The organism is Ruegeria sp. H4 (genome assembly GCF_056533065.1).
The window spans coordinates 290,767-306,501 of sequence record NZ_JBQFOC010000002.1 but is presented as its reverse complement, the minus strand read 5'-3'; the positions used below and the strand labels follow the sequence as shown (position 1 = coordinate 306,501).

The window sequence follows — 15,735 nt, the reverse complement described above, 5'->3', positions numbered from 1 at the left end:
GAACTAGGAAAGACGGAGACAGGTGCGATGAAATGCAGCCATGCGATGGGGCAGGTTTTGGGGATGAAGGCATGAGTGTCCGTGACGCGGTTCTGGCGAACCTGAAAAAGATCACTGACCCGGTCTCCGGTCAGGATATTGTCAGCGCAGGCGTCGTCCGTGCACTGAATGTCGAAGGCGATACCGTCCGGTTTGTCATCGAGATCGATCCCAAACATGCCGAGCGCATGGAACCCGTGCGCGCGGCTGCCGAACAGGCCGCGCAGATGGTGGATGGGGTCGCCAAGGTCTCGGCCATGATGACCGCGCATTCCGATAAGGCTCCGCCGGATCTGAAGCCCAAGCCCAAACCATCGCAGACCGGTCCGCAGGCAGTACCCGGTGTGGACCGGATCATCGCCGTGGCCTCGGGTAAGGGTGGGGTAGGTAAATCCACCGTATCCGCAAACCTCGCCTGTGCTCTGGCCGCCGAAGGCCGTCGTGTGGGTCTGCTGGATGCGGATGTCTATGGCCCGTCGCAGCCCCGGATGCTGGGTGTGTCAGGACGTCCGGCCAGCCCCGATGGCAAGACGATCCTGCCGCTGCGCAATCACGGCGTTACCATGATGTCGATGGGTCTGATGACCAACGAAGGGCAGGCGGTCGTCTGGCGGGGTCCGATGCTGATGGGCGCATTGCAACAGATGATGAGCCAGGTGCAATGGGGCGCGCTGGATGTTCTGATCGTGGACCTGCCGCCGGGCACCGGCGACGTGCAACTGACGCTCAGCCAGAAATTCCAGGTGGATGGCGCCATCGTTGTCTCAACCCCTCAGGACGTGGCCCTGATCGATGCCCGCAAAGGGATCGACATGTTCAATCAGCTCAAGACACCGATCCTGGGGATGATCGAAAACATGTCGACGCACATCTGTTCGAATTGCGGGCACGAGGAACATATCTTTGGCCATGGCGGTGTCGCCTCTGAGGCTGAGGGCCTGGGTGTTCCCCTGTTGGGAGAAATTCCGCTGCATCTGGATATCCGCCTAGCCGCAGATGGCGGCGCGCCGATCGTGGTCAGCAAACCAGACAGTGCGCAGGCAGAATCCTTCCGCAAGATTGCCCGCGACCTGATCGCCAAAGGTAACGCATGACCGATCCGGTCTTCCCTCCGCTACTGACCGGTCTCGCCGCGAAGGGGGGCGAGGATCCGTGCGAAAAGGCACAGGCCATGGCAGCCCTGGGCTGTGATGCGGGCACGGTGATTTACAACATTCAGGCCGACCGCCTGCGCGTGGCCATCGTGTTCGCGCCCGAGGTGCCGTTGCAGGACGCGATGGCGATGCTACCGCTCTGTGCTGTTGGGTTTCAGAACGCTTTGGGCGCGCTGGCCCCGCCCGAAGTGGCTGTGCATCTGGGGTGGGATGGGCTGATTTGCGTGAACGGCGCAAAATGCGGGCAGTTCCACGTCGCGGCCTCGTCCTCCGATCCCGCGCAGATGCCTGACTGGCTGGTGATCGGATGGGAGCTGGCACTGCTGCAAACCAGTGATGTACCGGGGAACACGCCTGATATCACAGCGCTTTACGACGAAGGTTGCGCGGATGTTTCAGCGACCCAACTTGTGGAGAGCTGGTCGCGGCACATGCTGACCTGGCTCAACCGCTGGCAAGAGGATGGCAACGCGCCGTTGCATGGTGAATGGCTGGGCCTTTTGCGCGGAGTGGGGGAGCCTCTCACCGATGGGGGCGTCTTCCTAGGTACGGATGAACGATTTGGCATGTTGATCCGGAATGGTGAAGAGACCCACCTGCGCCCGCTGACAGAGCTATTGGAGGCAAACCAATGAAACTCGCCCGCGCGATCCATTTCGATGAAAGCGATATGAACGTATTTCATTCCCCTGCGCGGACCGGGGAATGGTGCATCTCGGGCGGGTTCGAGTTTTCGAACTGGGGGCAGGGCGATCTTGAAGGGAAATCCCGACAAGCTTTTGCCAATGGTTGGTTGGGGCTGGAAACCTTTGGGCGCGTGACCTTTGTTGCGGTGACCCAGATTGAAGCGGCAGAAAAAGATCAGGTCATTCAGAATCTGGCCGGGCATTTCGTGCAGTTCTACGGTGCGCCTTCGGTCGAAGCGGCACACGGCGTGGCGCAATCGGAAATCGATCATATGTCGGAGCTTTGCGAGGATCACGCGCCCAATACGCTGTTAACTGTCGCACGTGAGCTGACGGAAAGCGGCGTGCATGAAGCGTTTCGGGTGATCACACCGCAAGAAACGCAGTTAGAGGCGCTGGCCGTGCATGGCTCGCTTGACGACTAGACGTTGTCGACAAAACCACCGAACTGACCGCGTTTAAAGATCAGTCCTTTACCAGTGCGGAACATCACCTGTTCGACCTGACCCACAAGGATCAGGTGATCCCCGGCTTCATGTTTGGTGTGCAGCTCGCAGTCGAACCTAGCCAGACATTCGGCCAGCTGCGGGCGACCGGCTGCGTCCAATTCCCACTTGGCATGTGAGAAATCGGTGCCGTCGCGGGCGAATTTCAGCGCGGCGTCCTGTTGTTCCTGCGCCATGACGTGGATCGCATAGTGCTGGCAGGAATTGAACGCGTTGAAGCGAAACGAATCTTTGGCCAGACACCACAGCACCAAAGGCGGATCCAGCGACACGGATGCAAAAGAGTTCACGGTGATCGCACGGGGGCCGTTTGCCGTATGCGTGGTCACAACCGTAACACCGGTCCCAAAACAACCCAAAGCCGCGCGAAAATCGCTGCTTTGATCGGGGCCGGGGATAAAGGTCTTCTCGGTCATCGCACGCTCTTGTCTTCGCCGCGCCTCAGGTGCCATGCGGCAACGGCTTTGTCCATCAAAAGCTGTGCAAGGCAGCTATTCGACCCGAATGCCGGATCAACGCTACAACAGGCGAATTGGGAATTTGGTAGGCCCGGCAGGACTTGAACCCGCAACCAAAGCGTTATGAGCGCTCTGCTCTAACCAATTGAGCTACAGGCCCGCCTGAGCGCTTTGAGTATCACGGTGAACGCCCGCGTCAAGCCTGACCGTTGCAACAAGACGCACAATCGACTAACCCGCCCGCAAAGCATTCTTGAGGGACCTACCATGACAGCGGGCAAGAACGGAATCACCTATGCTGATGCAGGTGTGGATATTGATGCAGGCAACGCTCTGGTCGATCGGATTAAGCCCGCCGCCAAGCGGACGAACCGCCCCGGTGTAATGAGCGGTCTGGGCGGCTTTGGTGCGCTGTTTGATCTAAAGGCAGCGGGCTATGACGACCCCATCTTGGTAGGCGCGACTGACGGTGTCGGCACCAAGCTACGCATCGCGATTGATACCGGTGTTGTCGATGGCGTTGGCATCGATCTGGTCGCCATGTGCGTCAACGACCTGATCTGTCAGGGCGCTGAGCCTTTATTCTTCCTCGACTATTTCGCAACCGGCAAGCTAGACACGGATACTGCTGCAAGGATCATCGAAGGGATTGCCGAAGGTTGCGCGCAGTCAGGTTGCGCGCTGATCGGTGGCGAAACCGCCGAAATGCCGGGTATGTATCCCGATGGCGATTTCGATCTGGCTGGCTTTTCAGTCGGCGCGATGGAACGAGGTGCTGATCTGCCTGATGGCGTTCAGGCGGGTGATGTTCTGCTGGGGCTGGCCTCGAATGGGGTGCATTCCAACGGCTACTCTCTGGTCCGCAAGCTGGTTGAGATTTCGGGTTTGGGTTGGGACGCAGACTCACCCTTTGGTGGAGGTGCGTTGGGTGAGGCACTGCTGACGCCGACGCGCCTTTATGTAAAACCCGCCTTGGCTGCGATCCGGGCAGGGGGCGTTCATGCGCTGGCCCATATCACAGGCGGTGGCTTGACCGAGAACCTGCCGCGCGTTTTGCCCGAAGGTTTAGGGGCCCAGATTGATCTGAATGCATGGGATCTACCTCCGGTTTTCAACTGGATGGCTGAAACCGGCGGGATTTCTGAGGCTGAGATGCTGAAGACCTTTAATTGCGGCATTGGCATGATCGTGGTTTGCGCGGCCGACCAAGCAGACGCGCTGTCAACTTTGCTGACGGATTCGGGTGAGGACGTGTCGCGTATCGGCACTGTCACCGACGCGGAAGGCGTGGCCTATTTAGGCAAACTGCTGTGAGCCACAAGCGCGTTGCGATCCTGATCTCCGGTGGCGGGTCCAACATGGTGTCGCTAGTCGACAGCATGACCGGCGACCACCCGGCGCGTCCCTGTCTGGTCTTGTCCAATGAGGCGCAGGCGGGCGGGTTAACGAAAGCTCGGGATCGTGGCATTGCAACCGCTGTGGTGGACCATCGCCCCTTCAAGGGCGACCGTGCCGCTTTTGAGGCTGAGCTTTTGAAACCACTGGAACAAGCGCAGCCAGACATCGTGTGCCTGGCAGGGTTCATGCGGGTTCTGACGGCCGATTTTGTATCACGCTTTCAAGGCCGGATGCTAAACATCCATCCGTCGCTGCTGCCCAAATACAAGGGCCTGAATACCCATGCGCGCGCCATTGAAGCGGGGGATGCCGAGCATGGCTGCACCGTGCATGAAGTGACCGCCGCATTGGATGACGGCCCGATCCTTGGTCAGGCACGGGTTGAGGTTACACCGGGCGATACACCCGATGATCTGGCTGCACGGGTATTGGTGTGGGAGCACAAATTATACCCCGCAGTGCTGCGTCGTTTCGCGGATGGCAACAGTTCACCCCTTATGCTGCCCTGATCGCCCCTGAGTGATTTACAGATCCCTAAAATTCGTCCTATGGTCGCATCTATCGCTCGGGACGCGGAAAAACGGGCAGTCACATAAAGAACAAGAGCAAGAATAGTACGGCGCATGAAAACCCTGACGACGACGCAAGAGCTGGCCGAGTTTTGCTCGGCTGCTGCAGGCTATCCCTATGTCACAGTAGACACCGAGTTTTTGCGCGAACGGACCTATTACTCGAAACTTTGTCTGGTGCAGCTGGCCGTGCCGTCAGAAGATGAAGACAGCGCCGTTCTGGTCGACCCATTGGTGGATGGTCTGTCGCTTGAACCGCTCTACGATTTGTTTCGCGATGAGAATGTGGTCAAAGTTTTCCACGCCGCCCGTCAGGATCTTGAGATTTTCTGGGTCGAGGCAAGTGTTTTCCCGACGCCCTTGTTTGACACGCAGGTTGCCGCAATGGTTTGCGGCTTTGGCGAGCAGGTGGGGTATGAAACCCTTGTACGCAAAATCTGTAAACAGGGTGTCGACAAGACGTCTCGCTTTACCGATTGGTCGCGGCGGCCGCTGACGGATGCGCAAAAAACTTATGCCCTGGCGGATGTCACGCATCTGCGGAAGATCTATGAACATCTGGCGGCGGAACTTGAAAAGACCCGGCGCAGCCACTGGGTCGCGGAAGAGTTGCGCACCCTGACTCAGTCGCAGACCTATGACATACAGCCCGAAGATGCCTGGAAACGGGTAAAGACGCGCACCAATTCGGCCAAGTTTCTGGCCGTTGTGCGAGAGCTGGCACAATTCCGCGAGGCGTATGCACAGGAAAACAACGTGCCGCGCAATCGGGTGTTCAAGGATGATGCCCTGATTGAGTTGGCCTCGACCAAGCCCAAAACGCCCTCTGATTTGGGTGGCTCTCGCCTCTTGCTACGCGAGGCGCGCAAAGGTGCGATTGCCGACGGAATTCTGGCTGCGGTGAAACGCGGCGTGAATTGCCCGGCGGACAGGTTGCCCAAAGTTGATAACTCGCGGGACAAACTCAAGGTTAACCCGGCGCTGGCTGACCTGTTGCGCGTGCTCTTGAAATCGAAGACCGAAAGCTCTGGGGTGGCGGCCAAGCTGATCGCAACAAGTTCGGAACTGGATCAGATCGCGGCGGGCGAGCGTGAATTGCCCGCCATGTCCGGATGGCGCTTTGAAGTGTTTGGTGAAGACGCGCTGAAACTTTGCGAAGGTAAGATCGCGCTGGCCGCCAAAGGGCAAAACGTCAAAGTTGTCTCGCTCTAGGTACGGTTAGCGTCGGCGCGATTCCAATGCGTTCTGCTGTCCGACCACGCGCACCAGGCGAATGCCTTCCAATTCCTGCGTCGAGACATTGATTGCATCCGACACCATACGCGTCCGTTCAGACCCTTGCGGTGTCTGGGTTTTGGGATAGTCGACACGGAAGGTGTATTCCAAGATGCCGTTCTTCTGGTTCTCTTCCGACTCCACCCGGACCAACCGCGCATCAAACGCACCCTGCCGGATTGCCGTGCCTGAGGCATAGACGATGGCGCCCGACGGGATCGGTTCGATACGAAGCTCATCAACCTTAGCAATAGGAACGCTGGTATCTTCTTCTTCGGGACGAGCAAACAGACCACCGCCCTGACGCTCCTGCGGAATCAGTGCATTTGCCTCTTCGGCAGGAGGGGCTTCAACCGGGGTCGATCTGCTGCCGCCGAACCAGTTTGACGGGTTGACCCGCGAATCCCGCCAGCCGCAGGCGGACAGGGTCAGTGAGACGACGACAAGTAGGGACAGAGGTTTCAGCATGGACCCACAGCTTTATGATGGCAGTTCAGCCAATGGGTTAGCGCAATTTCTACGCCTTGAAAAGCCACGGCGGGGGCTGGACAGCGATGATGCCTGAGCTTAGGTCACAATTGTGAAGACAACGCAAGGATCGCCCCACCATGGCAACGCCCGCCTTTGAAGAAATCGTTGAGGATTTTGAGTTTCTCGAAGACTGGGAAGACCGGTATCGCCATGTGATCGAACAAGGCAAGGCGATGGAACCATTGGATGACGCCTTTAAGGTGCCATCGACCAAGGTGGATGGATGCGCCAGTCAGGTCTGGCTACAACCAATGATCGAGGATGGTACGTTCCATTTTGATGGTGATAGCGACGCCTTGATCGTGCGGGGACTGATCGCGGTATTGCGATCCTTGTATAACGGTTTGCCTGTGGCAGAGGTGTTGAAGGTGGATGCAGGGGGTGAGTTGGCCCGCCTTGGCCTGCATGATCACTTGTCTGCACAACGTTCAAACGGTTTGCGATCGATGATCGAGCGCATCCGAGAAGTCGCACAACAAAACCTCTGACAGCCTCCCTTAGCGGTTCGCCCAGTCTTTTAGCGTGACTTCAAGATCGCCATAACCGGTCAGGCGACGCTCGAACGCCAACCCCATTTTTTCGGCACATGCCTGGGCGCGTTCGGTGAGGACCGGATCATCCGTCTGAGCCTGATAGACCAGTTTGGTGTAGTTTCCGAAATACATATCGCGTAGCTCTGGGTGACGGTCCAGGCCGAGCGGTTTCCAGACAAAGGCGTCGAACTGCCGGGCCAGAAAGTCCGTCAGGTAAAAGGCCGTTGTTTCATCATCGCCGCGATCAGCAAAGGTCTGATTACCTTCAAAAAACGAGTAACAATGAGGACCTTTGATCATCTCGACCCCAAGCTCTTCGCAGGCTTTTTGCAACAGCCCTCCGGTGCCGCAATCTGCGTAGACGACAAAGATCTGGTGATAGTCATTGCGGTGTTTTGCCACCGCATCTTCGACTGCCTGAGTGATGCGGTCCGGGTGAATATGCAGGATCGCGGGCAAACAGGTCAGGGCCATATGGTCCCAGCCGTTGCGTTTTTTCAGGTCCAGAATCTCACGCGCCAGAGCCCCGCACGCGATCAGCAATATCTGCTGCTGGCCATCGTTCTCGGAATATCCATCGGTGGTCAGGCTTGCATCGTCAGGTAAAGTGTTCTGTGGCATGGCTTTGAACCCGTCAGCTTCTGGATAAAAGAATGATCTTTCGTACAGGAAGGCAAGTCTGGTGCCGACTTTCTGCCTATGGCCACCGACGCGTTTGCTGCACAAACTGATGACAGACCAGGGACGTGCCACTGCCGCGCATAAAAAAGCCGCCCAAGATCGGGCGGCTTTGTTTTGGATTGCTTTGCCGGATCAACCCGCCATCTGATTGTGCTTGCGCGAAACAAACTCCTTGGCGGTTTCAACAGCAACAGCCGCATCACGGCAGTAGGCATCAGCGCCAATGGCCTTGCCGAATTCTTCGTTCAACGGCGCGCCGCCGACCAGAACGATATAGTCATCACGCACGCCTTGCTCGACCAATGTGTCGATCACGACTTTCATGTAAGGCATGGTTGTGGTCAGCAGGGCGGACATGCCCAGAATATCGGGCTCTTCGCTTTCCAGCGCTTCCAGATAGTTTTCGACCGGGTTGTTGATGCCGATATCGACAACTTCGAAACCTGCGCCTTCCATCATCATCGAAACAAGGTTTTTGCCGATGTCGTGGATGTCACCTTTGACGGTGCCGATGACCATTTTGCCAACGCGCGGCGCACCGGTTTCGGCAAGCAGCGGCTTGAGGATAAACATGCCGCCCTTCATAGCGTTCGCCGCCAGAAGAACTTCGGGTACGAAGAGAATACCGTCGCGGAAGTCATGTCCCACGATGGTCATGCCGCCAACAAGCGCTTTGGTCAGAATATCGTACGGCGCCCATCCGCGTTCCAGCAGGATGTTCACACCTTCTTCGATTTCTTCTTTTAGGCCGTCATAAAGATCATCGAACATCTGTTCGACAAGTTCATCGTCATTCAGTTCGGACAGGACGATATCTTCTTCATCAGACATGGGGCGTTTCCCTGAGCTGTGTGGGCCAATGGCACCAAGATGGCATTTTTTCCGTTTTGGCCAAAACGCCGCAGTTTGACTGTGACGATTGCGACCTCAGTCGTTTCGGGACCGACCTATAAGATAGAAATTTGCACAGGGCGACTGAATTTTCTGCAAGATCATTCTGCATAATGTTCAGATTGTTAGGCAAATTCATCTCGATAATTGGCCACGGCACTATTCAAGCGCTCTTGATGGATCTGCGCTCTTTGCGTATCGTCGAGATGGGAACAAAGAGCGAACAAATGGTCGATCAATCCAGGATACGGGGGCGAGGAACGGCATCAAATGTTGCCGGGCGCTTCGAACGTTTTACAACGTTGGAAACCGACGACGGATGGCCTCAGGACGACGATCTTCCTCCGCTTCGCACCGAAGTTCGGGCGGAGGTTGCGCGCAGTATCATTTCCTATAACCGGTCCCCGGATTTGCCTTTTGACCGGTCGATCAACCCGTATCGCGGGTGTGAGCATGGCTGTGTCTATTGCTTTGCCCGGCCAAGCCACGCCTATCTAGGGCTGTCCCCTGGGCTGGATTTCGAAACTCGCCTGATCGCGCGCCCGAACGCGGCTGACCTGCTGCGGCAAGAGCTTTCGGCGCGCAGATACCGCGTGGCAACAATGGCGCTGGGTACGAATACCGACCCATATCAACCGATCGAGAAAACCCGTTTGATAACAAGAGGCTGCCTTGAGGTTTTGCGAGATTTCAACCATCCGTTGGCGATTGTGACCAAGGGAGCGCTGATCGAGCGCGATCTGGATGTTCTGGCTCCGATGGCCGTGCGTGGGTTGGTACGTGTCGGCATATCGCTGACGACGCTGGATGCGAAACTGTCGCGCCGGATGGAACCTCGGGCCCCATCGCCCAAGCGACGTTTGCAGATGATAGAGCGGCTGACCGGGGCAGGTGTACCGGTGCGGGTCATGACCTCTCCGCTTATCCCCGGATTAACCGATCATGAACTGGAACAGCTGCTTGAGGCGGGACGGGATGCCGGGGCCGATACTGCCAGTTGGATCATGCTGCGCCTGCCGCGCGAAGTTTCGGTGCTGTGGAAGGATTGGCTGGCGCAACACGAACCCGCCCGCGCGGAAAAGGTCATGTCGCGCCTGCGCGAAATGCATGGTGGGCGGGAATATGATCCGCGTTGGGGCCATAGGATGCGGGGCGAGGGCGAATATGCCGAGGTAGTCGCGCAAAGGTTCAAACTGGCGGTCAAACGATTGGGGTTGCGCATAGAAGGGGCCCCTTTGCGGACGGACCTATTTTCCAAGCCACCGCAGGCAGGCGATCAGCTGAGCCTGCTCTAAAACAAAACGCCCCGGATGATCCGGGGCGTTGCTTGGGTCTGATGCTTAGCGCTTTTCGATATCCACGTAGTTGCGGTTCGTCTCACCCAGATACAACTGGCGCGGGCGACCGATCTTGTTCTGTGGATCGGCGATCATCTCTTTCCACTGGCTGACCCAACCAACGGTGCGCGACAACGCAAAGATCGGCGTGAACATTGATGTTGGGAAGCCCATCGCCTCGAGAATGATGCCCGAGTAGAAATCGACATTCGGGAACAGCTTCTTCTCGGCAAAATACGGGTCTTGCAGAGCTTCTTTCTCAAGCTCTTTGGCAACCTGCAGTTTCGGGTTGTTTTCAACACCGAGCAGATCCAGAACTTCATCCGCCGACTGCTTCATCACCTTGGCGCGCGGGTCAAAGTTTTTGTAGACGCGGTGGCCAAAGCCCATCAGGCGGAACGGGTCGTTCTTGTCCTTGGCGCGGGCGATGTATTCCGGGATGCGATCGACGCTGCCGATCTCTTCCAGCATTTCCAGACAGGCTTGGTTCGCACCCCCATGCGCCGGCCCCCACAAGCAGGCGATCCCGGCTGCAATACAAGCGAACGGGTTAGCACCCGAAGACGAGGCCAGACGCACGGTCGAGGTTGAGGCGTTCTGTTCGTGATCCGCATGCAAGGTAAAGATACGGTCCATCGCGCGGCTCAGGATCGGGTTGACCTCATACTCTTCAGCCGGAACAGCAAAGCACATGCGCAGGAAGTTCGATGCGTAATCCAGATCGTTACGTGGATACACGAAGGGCTGACCGATATGGTACTTGTAGGCCCAGGCCGCAATCGTCGGCATCTTGGCGATCAGACGATGCGATGCGACCTCACGCTGGTGCGGGTCCGAAATATCGGTCGAGTCGTGGTAGAAGGCCGACATGGCGCCAACAACACCCACCATAATCGCCATCGGATGCGCGTCACGGCGGAAGCCACGATAGAAATACAGCATCTGTTCGTGCAGCATGGTGTGGCGCGTGATCGTGGTCTCGAAGGTTTCCAGGTCTTTGGCGCTCGGCAGCTCTCCATAAAGCAGCAGGTAGCACACTTCGAGGAAATGGGATTTCTCGGCCAGTTGGTCGATCGGATAGCCCCGGTGCAGCAGCTCACCTTTTTCGCCATCGATATAGGTGATGGTGCTGTCGCAGCTTGCGGTTGAGGTAAAGCCCGGATCATAGGTGAATACACCTGCCTGACCGTACAATTTGCGGATATCGACAACGTCAGGCCCGGCCGTCGGTGAGTGAACCGGCAACTCATACTCTTTTCCATGTACGGTCAGAGTGGCTGTTTTGCTGCTATCAGTCATAATTGTCCCTTCTTCATTCGTGCGCAGGCCGGATCGTCGCCGAACCATGCGGGCAATGACTGCGCGCGGGCGCGCAGTCCGGGTGTTAGCGGAGCAGCGTTACCCGTTTATGAAGATTGGGTTTATGTCGCTGCCTCAGAAAGCCGCGCCAGGGTTTCATCGCGTCCCAGCACAAGCATCATGTCAAAAACCGAAGGTGTGACGGCCCGACCTGCCAGAATGGCCCTGAGTGGACCTGCCAGCTTGCCGAACTTGAGTTCCCGTGCCTCGGCAAAGGAATTCAGCGCCTCTTCCAGCTCGTTTCGCGACCAGCTAACATTTTGCAGCTGCGGCGTCAATTCTTCCAGTATACCATCGGATACATTTGTGAGCGCCTTGGCGGCCTTTTCATCTGGAGCGATTGGTCGTTCAGTCAGAACAAAATGCGCTTTTTCAAGGAGTTCTGGGAAGGTCCGCGCGCGATCCTTCAGGCAAAACATCGCCCGTTCAAGATCACCCGATTGTGTCTGCGTGAGAGCGGGTAGTGCAGCAGCGGCCAGATATCCCTCGATCTCATGCCGCAGCGCAGTATCGTCCGAGATCGCTATGTGCTGCCCACACAGATTTTCCAGTTTTTTCAAATCGAAACGGGCCGGGCTTTTGCCGATGCCGTCCAGATCAAACCAGTCCTTAGCCTGCGCGTCAGTGAAAAACTCATCATCGCCGTGGCTCCATCCCAGACGCGCCAGGTAGTTGCGCATACCTGCGGCAGGATAACCCATCGCCTGATATTCCTGCGCACCCAAAGCACCGTGGCGCTTGGACAGTTTTTTGCCGTCAGGTCCGTGAATCAATGGGATATGGGCCCAGACCGGGATATCCCAGCCCATAGCCTCGTAGATCATCATCTGACGCGCGGCGTTGTTCAGATGGTCATCGCCCCGAATGACATGGGTGACGCCCATATCGTGATCGTCCACAACCACAGCCAGCATATAGACCGGTGTGCCATCGGAACGCAGCAGGATCATGTCGTCCAGCTGATCATTGCGAATGGTCACATCGCCCTGCACCTGATCGCGGATCACTGTTGCACCGTCCTGTGGGGCCTTGATGCGGATCACAAAGGGCGCATCCGGCTGCGTCGCCGGATCCGCATCGCGCCAGGGGCTGCGGAACAGGGTCGATTTACCCTCGGCGCGGGCCTGTTCGCGGAAGGCTGCGATTTCGTCCTGGGTCGAGAAACACTTATAAGCCTTGCCCTCGGTCAGCAGCTGATGTGCCACCTCGGCGTGGCGTGCGGCACCTTCGAACTGAGAGATCACATCGCCATCATGATCCAGCCCCAGCCAAGCCATGCCCTGCAGGATCGCGGCTGTAGCTTCCGGTGTAGACCGCTCGCGATCTGTGTCCTCGATTCGTAGCAGGAACTTGCCGCCACGTCCGCGCGCGTAAAGCCAGTTGAACAGCGCAGTGCGTGCGCCGCCGATATGCAGAAAACCGGTAGGCGAGGGGGCGAAACGGGTGACGACCTGATCGGACATTGTATGGATTAACCTTTTGGTAACCGTGTCGGGCATAGTTTGGCGCCTGTCTAACGAGCCCGAAGGACGGGGGCAACCATGCGTGTTCTTGCACGGGCCCAGGCCGCGCTGCTGAACCAGACAGGGTTCTTGTTTCCCTGGTCGCCGGTGTGCCTTGCGGTTGGGATCGGCCTCTATTTCGGACTTCGGTTCGAACCGGATTGGACGGTCTATGTCAGCCTTGGCTGCATTGGTCTGGGGCTGATCTGGTTAAGCCGTGTATTCCCTTCGGGTTGGGGATCGTTAGCGATCGGGGGGGCGCTGGTTATCGCTGGCTTTGTGCTGGCCGGCACTCGCGCCCATATGGTGGCAGAACCGGTTCTGTCATGGCGCTACTACGGCCCGGTTGAGGGGCGCGTGGTGGCCATGGACCGGTCTGCCTCGGATGCGCTGCGGCTGACGCTGGATCAGGTGCGACTAGGGGACGTACCAGACGACCGGCGACCGCAGCGCATCCGCCTTTCTATCCATTCCGGCATCGCCGCCGTTGCGCCCGGGCAACGGATCATGACCACCGGCCATCTGTCACCGCCGCAAGGCCCGGTCGAACCCGGAGGGTTCGATTTCCGCCGCCATGCCTGGTTTCAACGCTTGGGCGCGGTCGGGTACACACGCGTTCCGGTCCTCACCATCGCCCCGCCGCAGGATGTGCTGGATGGCGTTCAGATCACGGCGATCCGGATGGCGATCTCGGGCCATGTGCGCAGTCTCCTGCCGGGAGAGGTTGGCGGGTTCGCAGCCGCCGTCACAACCGGTGATCGCAGCGGCATGGGACAGGCGTCGCTGGATGCGCTGCGGGCGTCGAACCTTGCGCATTTGCTGGCGATCTCTGGCCTGCACATGGGGTTGTTGACCGGATTTGTCTTCGTGGCCTGCCGGATCGGACTGTCGATGATCCCAACCCTAGCGTTACGGATGCCAGTGCGAAAACTGGCGGCCGGATGTGCTCTGGTGGCCGCAGTTATTTACCTGATGCTATCGGGGGGCAATGTGGCGACCGAGCGGGCTTTTGTTATGGTTAGTGTCATGTTCGGGGCCATTCTGATCGACCGTCGCGCGATTTCTCTACGGGCGGTGGCGGTGGCTGCGTTGATCGTGCTGACCCTGCGCCCGGAAACGTTGCTAAGCCCCGGTTTTCAGATGTCGTTTGCTGCCACGACCGCGTTGGTGGCGGTGTTTGGCACGTTGCGCGATTATGGCCCGGCACCGGGTCCGAAATGGCTCAGGCCCATTCTGGGTGTGCTGTTGTCTTCCGCCATAGCAGGTCTTGCCACCGCCCCGATTGGGGCAGCGCATTTCAACACCATGTCGCATTATGGGCTTTTGGCAAATCTGTTATCCGTGCCCGTGATGGGTACGATTGTTGTGCCTTCTGCCGTGGTTGCTGCGTTGCTGGCGCCGTTTGGTCTGGACTGGATCGCACTCGAGGTCATGGGGATTGGGCTGAGCTGGATTTTGTTGGTTGCCGATTGGGTCTCGGGCCTTGATGGGGCGCAAGGCTACGTCGTCAGCCCGCCTTGGTTCGTGTTGCCTGTCATTGCCCTGGGTGGGCTTTGGCTGGCGCTTTGGCAGGGGCGGATGCGCTGGGTGGGCCTTGGCCCCGTGGCAGCGGCGTTCATGCTGTGGACCTCGGATCATCGCCCCGAGGTTTTGATTGCAGAATCCGGCGGCCTAGTTGGTGTCATGACTGAAGAGGGCCGGGCGCTGAGCAAGAAGAAAGGCAGCGGCTTTGTCGCAACCGTCTGGCTGGAGAATGACGGCGACGGGCAGGATCAGGGGCAGGCGGCCGGGCGCTGGCCGGGCAAGGCCGATCTGATCCAGCGTATCTCCGTGCAGGGGACAGAGGTTGTTCACATCACCGGTAAACGGGCTGCACACGGATTTACGGAATGTGACGCGAACCAGATTGTCGTCTCGGCGGTAGAGTTGACCATCCAGGGCGATTGCGGGGTGTTTGACCCGGATCGGCTGTACCGCACAGGCAGCCTGTCCATCTCGGATGGTAATGTGATCACCAGTGCCGATCTGACAGGGCATCGGCTCTGGTCCCCGAAATTTACCGGGGACCGTGACAAGGCAGGCAATCAGTAGCTGCGGATCAGTCCGACCAGACGCCCCTGAACCTTAACTTTGTCTTCGGGCAGAACGCGCGTTTCATAGGCCGGGTTTGCGGCTTCAAGCGCGATGGCATTGCCACGGCGGAAGAAGCGTTTCAGCGTCGCCTCCTGATCCTCGACCAGTGCAACCACGATATCGCCATTGTCGGCAGTCGACGTTTCCCGGATGATGACAACATCTCCGTCATTGATACCAGCGTCGATCATTGAGTCGCCTTGCACTTCCAACGCGTAATGCGACCCTTGGCCGGATACCATCGGACCAGGCACGGCCACGCGGTGCGATTCGTGGCTGATGGCAGCGATCGGTACACCAGCAGCGATGCGGCCCATGACCGGCAGTTCCAGCGAATCGACCGAGACCGGTTCGAAATTTGCAGGGCGCGGGCCTTCGGGCTTGTCGCCTTCGATGACCCTTGGGGTAAATCCGGTCGTGGGTTCACCCCCAAGGCTTTCGGGCAACTTAACGATCTCAATCGCACGGGCTCGATGCGCCAGACGGCGGATAAAGCCCCGCTCTTCCAGCGCTGTGATCAATCGGTGGATGCCGGATTTGGATCGCAGATCCAACGCGGCCTTCATTTCGTCGAAACTGGGAGGAACGCCATCCCGCTGTACGCGTTTGTGGATGAATTCCAGCAAATCCAACTGCTTCTTGGTCAGCATCGCTCACACCTCGTCGCTCATGCGTTTTCTTTT

16 protein-coding genes and 1 tRNA gene are annotated in these 15,735 nt (G+C 58.1%); 9 read left to right on the top strand and 8 right to left on the bottom strand.

Translation table 11 applies throughout. The features are described 5' to 3' along the window. Positions 1 to 71: 71 nt before the first annotated feature. From ACR0KG_RS12985 to ACR0KG_RS12975, 3 genes are read left to right on the top strand one after another with little or no spacing between them, the layout of a single operon-like run. Entirely contained in the window at positions 72 to 1,133 is a 1,062-nt protein-coding gene (locus ACR0KG_RS12985) for an Mrp/NBP35 family ATP-binding protein (RefSeq protein ID WP_170532826.1), read from the top strand. Then, the gene (locus ACR0KG_RS12980) at positions 1,130 to 1,828 is read left to right on the top strand and encodes a biotin/lipoate--protein ligase family protein (protein ID WP_480827510.1); all 699 of its coding nucleotides are present in this window, start codon (positions 1,130 to 1,132) and stop codon (positions 1,826 to 1,828) included. Before ACR0KG_RS12985 ends, ACR0KG_RS12980 begins: the two co-directional genes overlap by 4 nt. After that, a complete protein-coding gene (locus ACR0KG_RS12975; RefSeq protein ID WP_480827509.1) occupies positions 1,825 to 2,304 on the top strand; it encodes a DUF6505 family protein in 480 nt (159 codons plus the stop codon). The genes ACR0KG_RS12980 and ACR0KG_RS12975 overlap by 4 nt, the downstream gene beginning before the upstream one ends. Here ACR0KG_RS12975 and ACR0KG_RS12970 read toward each other — a convergent pair. Both ACR0KG_RS12970 and ACR0KG_RS12965 read right to left on the bottom strand, forming a co-directional pair. Beyond that, positions 2,301 to 2,801 carry a flavin reductase family protein gene (locus tag ACR0KG_RS12970; RefSeq protein ID WP_480827508.1) on the bottom strand — a complete coding sequence of 167 codons (501 nt, stop codon included), beginning with the start codon at positions 2,799 to 2,801 and terminating at the stop codon, positions 2,301 to 2,303. The two genes, ACR0KG_RS12975 and ACR0KG_RS12970, sit on opposite strands and share 4 nt — an antisense overlap. Before the next feature lie 125 nt (positions 2,802 to 2,926). Continuing rightward, positions 2,927 to 3,003: transfer RNA gene (locus ACR0KG_RS12965), tRNA-Ile, on the bottom strand. 107 nt (positions 3,004 to 3,110) lie between these two features. On the opposite strand from ACR0KG_RS12965, the gene purM reads away from it, so the two are divergent. The 3 genes from purM (at position 3,111) to rnd (ending at position 6,022) form a co-directional block, all read left to right on the top strand. Next, on the top strand, positions 3,111 to 4,157 hold the full coding sequence (gene purM, locus ACR0KG_RS12960; protein WP_480549047.1) for a phosphoribosylformylglycinamidine cyclo-ligase: 1,047 nt from the start codon (positions 3,111 to 3,113) through the stop codon (positions 4,155 to 4,157). Next, entirely contained in the window at positions 4,154 to 4,750 is a 597-nt protein-coding gene (gene purN / locus ACR0KG_RS12955; protein ID WP_480549049.1) for a phosphoribosylglycinamide formyltransferase, read from the top strand. Before purM ends, purN begins: the two co-directional genes overlap by 4 nt. 114 nt (positions 4,751 to 4,864) lie before the next feature. After that, a complete protein-coding gene (gene rnd / locus ACR0KG_RS12950) occupies positions 4,865 to 6,022 on the top strand; it encodes a ribonuclease D (RefSeq protein WP_480549051.1) in 1,158 nt (385 codons plus the stop codon). A gap of 6 nt (positions 6,023 to 6,028) precedes the next feature. Here the strand turns inward: rnd and ACR0KG_RS12945 are convergent, their stop codons facing one another. After that, positions 6,029 to 6,553 (bottom strand): hypothetical protein, encoded by a 525-nt coding sequence (locus tag ACR0KG_RS12945; protein WP_480827507.1) that lies wholly within the window; start codon positions 6,551 to 6,553, stop codon positions 6,029 to 6,031. A 140-nt stretch (positions 6,554 to 6,693) separates the two neighbouring features. Between ACR0KG_RS12945 and ACR0KG_RS12940 the strand changes: the two genes are divergently transcribed. Further along, positions 6,694 to 7,104, top strand: coding sequence for a SufE family protein (locus tag ACR0KG_RS12940; RefSeq protein WP_480827506.1), 411 nt, complete (start codon positions 6,694 to 6,696; stop codon positions 7,102 to 7,104). A 9-nt stretch (positions 7,105 to 7,113) separates the two neighbouring features. Here the strand turns inward: ACR0KG_RS12940 and ACR0KG_RS12935 are convergent, their stop codons facing one another. After that, a complete protein-coding gene (locus tag ACR0KG_RS12935) occupies positions 7,114 to 7,770 on the bottom strand; it encodes a DUF1638 domain-containing protein (protein ID WP_480827505.1) in 657 nt (218 codons plus the stop codon). 192 nt (positions 7,771 to 7,962) lie between these two features. Beyond that, positions 7,963 to 8,661 carry a corrinoid protein gene (locus ACR0KG_RS12930; protein WP_480541258.1) on the bottom strand — a complete coding sequence of 233 codons (699 nt, stop codon included), beginning with the start codon at positions 8,659 to 8,661 and terminating at the stop codon, positions 7,963 to 7,965. 287 nt (positions 8,662 to 8,948) lie between these two features. On the opposite strand from ACR0KG_RS12930, the gene ACR0KG_RS12925 reads away from it, so the two are divergent. Further along, positions 8,949 to 10,016, top strand: a complete 1,068-nt coding sequence (locus ACR0KG_RS12925; RefSeq protein WP_480827846.1) for a PA0069 family radical SAM protein — start codon at positions 8,949 to 8,951, stop codon at positions 10,014 to 10,016. Between the two features lie 45 nt (positions 10,017 to 10,061). Here the strand turns inward: ACR0KG_RS12925 and gltA are convergent, their stop codons facing one another. Together gltA and gltX are read right to left on the bottom strand one after the other, a co-directional pair. Then, positions 10,062 to 11,357 (bottom strand): citrate synthase, encoded by a 1,296-nt coding sequence (gene gltA / locus ACR0KG_RS12920; RefSeq protein ID WP_480541260.1) that lies wholly within the window; start codon positions 11,355 to 11,357, stop codon positions 10,062 to 10,064. Positions 11,358 to 11,479: 122 nt separating this feature from the next. After that, positions 11,480 to 12,880, bottom strand: a complete 1,401-nt coding sequence (gene gltX, locus ACR0KG_RS12915; protein WP_480827845.1) for a glutamate--tRNA ligase — start codon at positions 12,878 to 12,880, stop codon at positions 11,480 to 11,482. A gap of 78 nt (positions 12,881 to 12,958) precedes the next feature. On the opposite strand from gltX, the gene ACR0KG_RS12910 reads away from it, so the two are divergent. Beyond that, complete coding sequence (locus tag ACR0KG_RS12910; RefSeq protein ID WP_480827504.1) at positions 12,959 to 15,010, top strand: ComEC/Rec2 family competence protein; 2,052 nt, start codon at positions 12,959 to 12,961, stop codon at positions 15,008 to 15,010. On the opposite strand, the gene lexA is transcribed toward ACR0KG_RS12910, so the two are convergent. Further along, entirely contained in the window at positions 15,004 to 15,702 is a 699-nt protein-coding gene (lexA, locus tag ACR0KG_RS12905) for a transcriptional repressor LexA (RefSeq protein ID WP_480827503.1), read from the bottom strand. The genes ACR0KG_RS12910 and lexA overlap by 7 nt on opposite strands. Positions 15,703 to 15,735 lie beyond the last annotated feature (33 nt).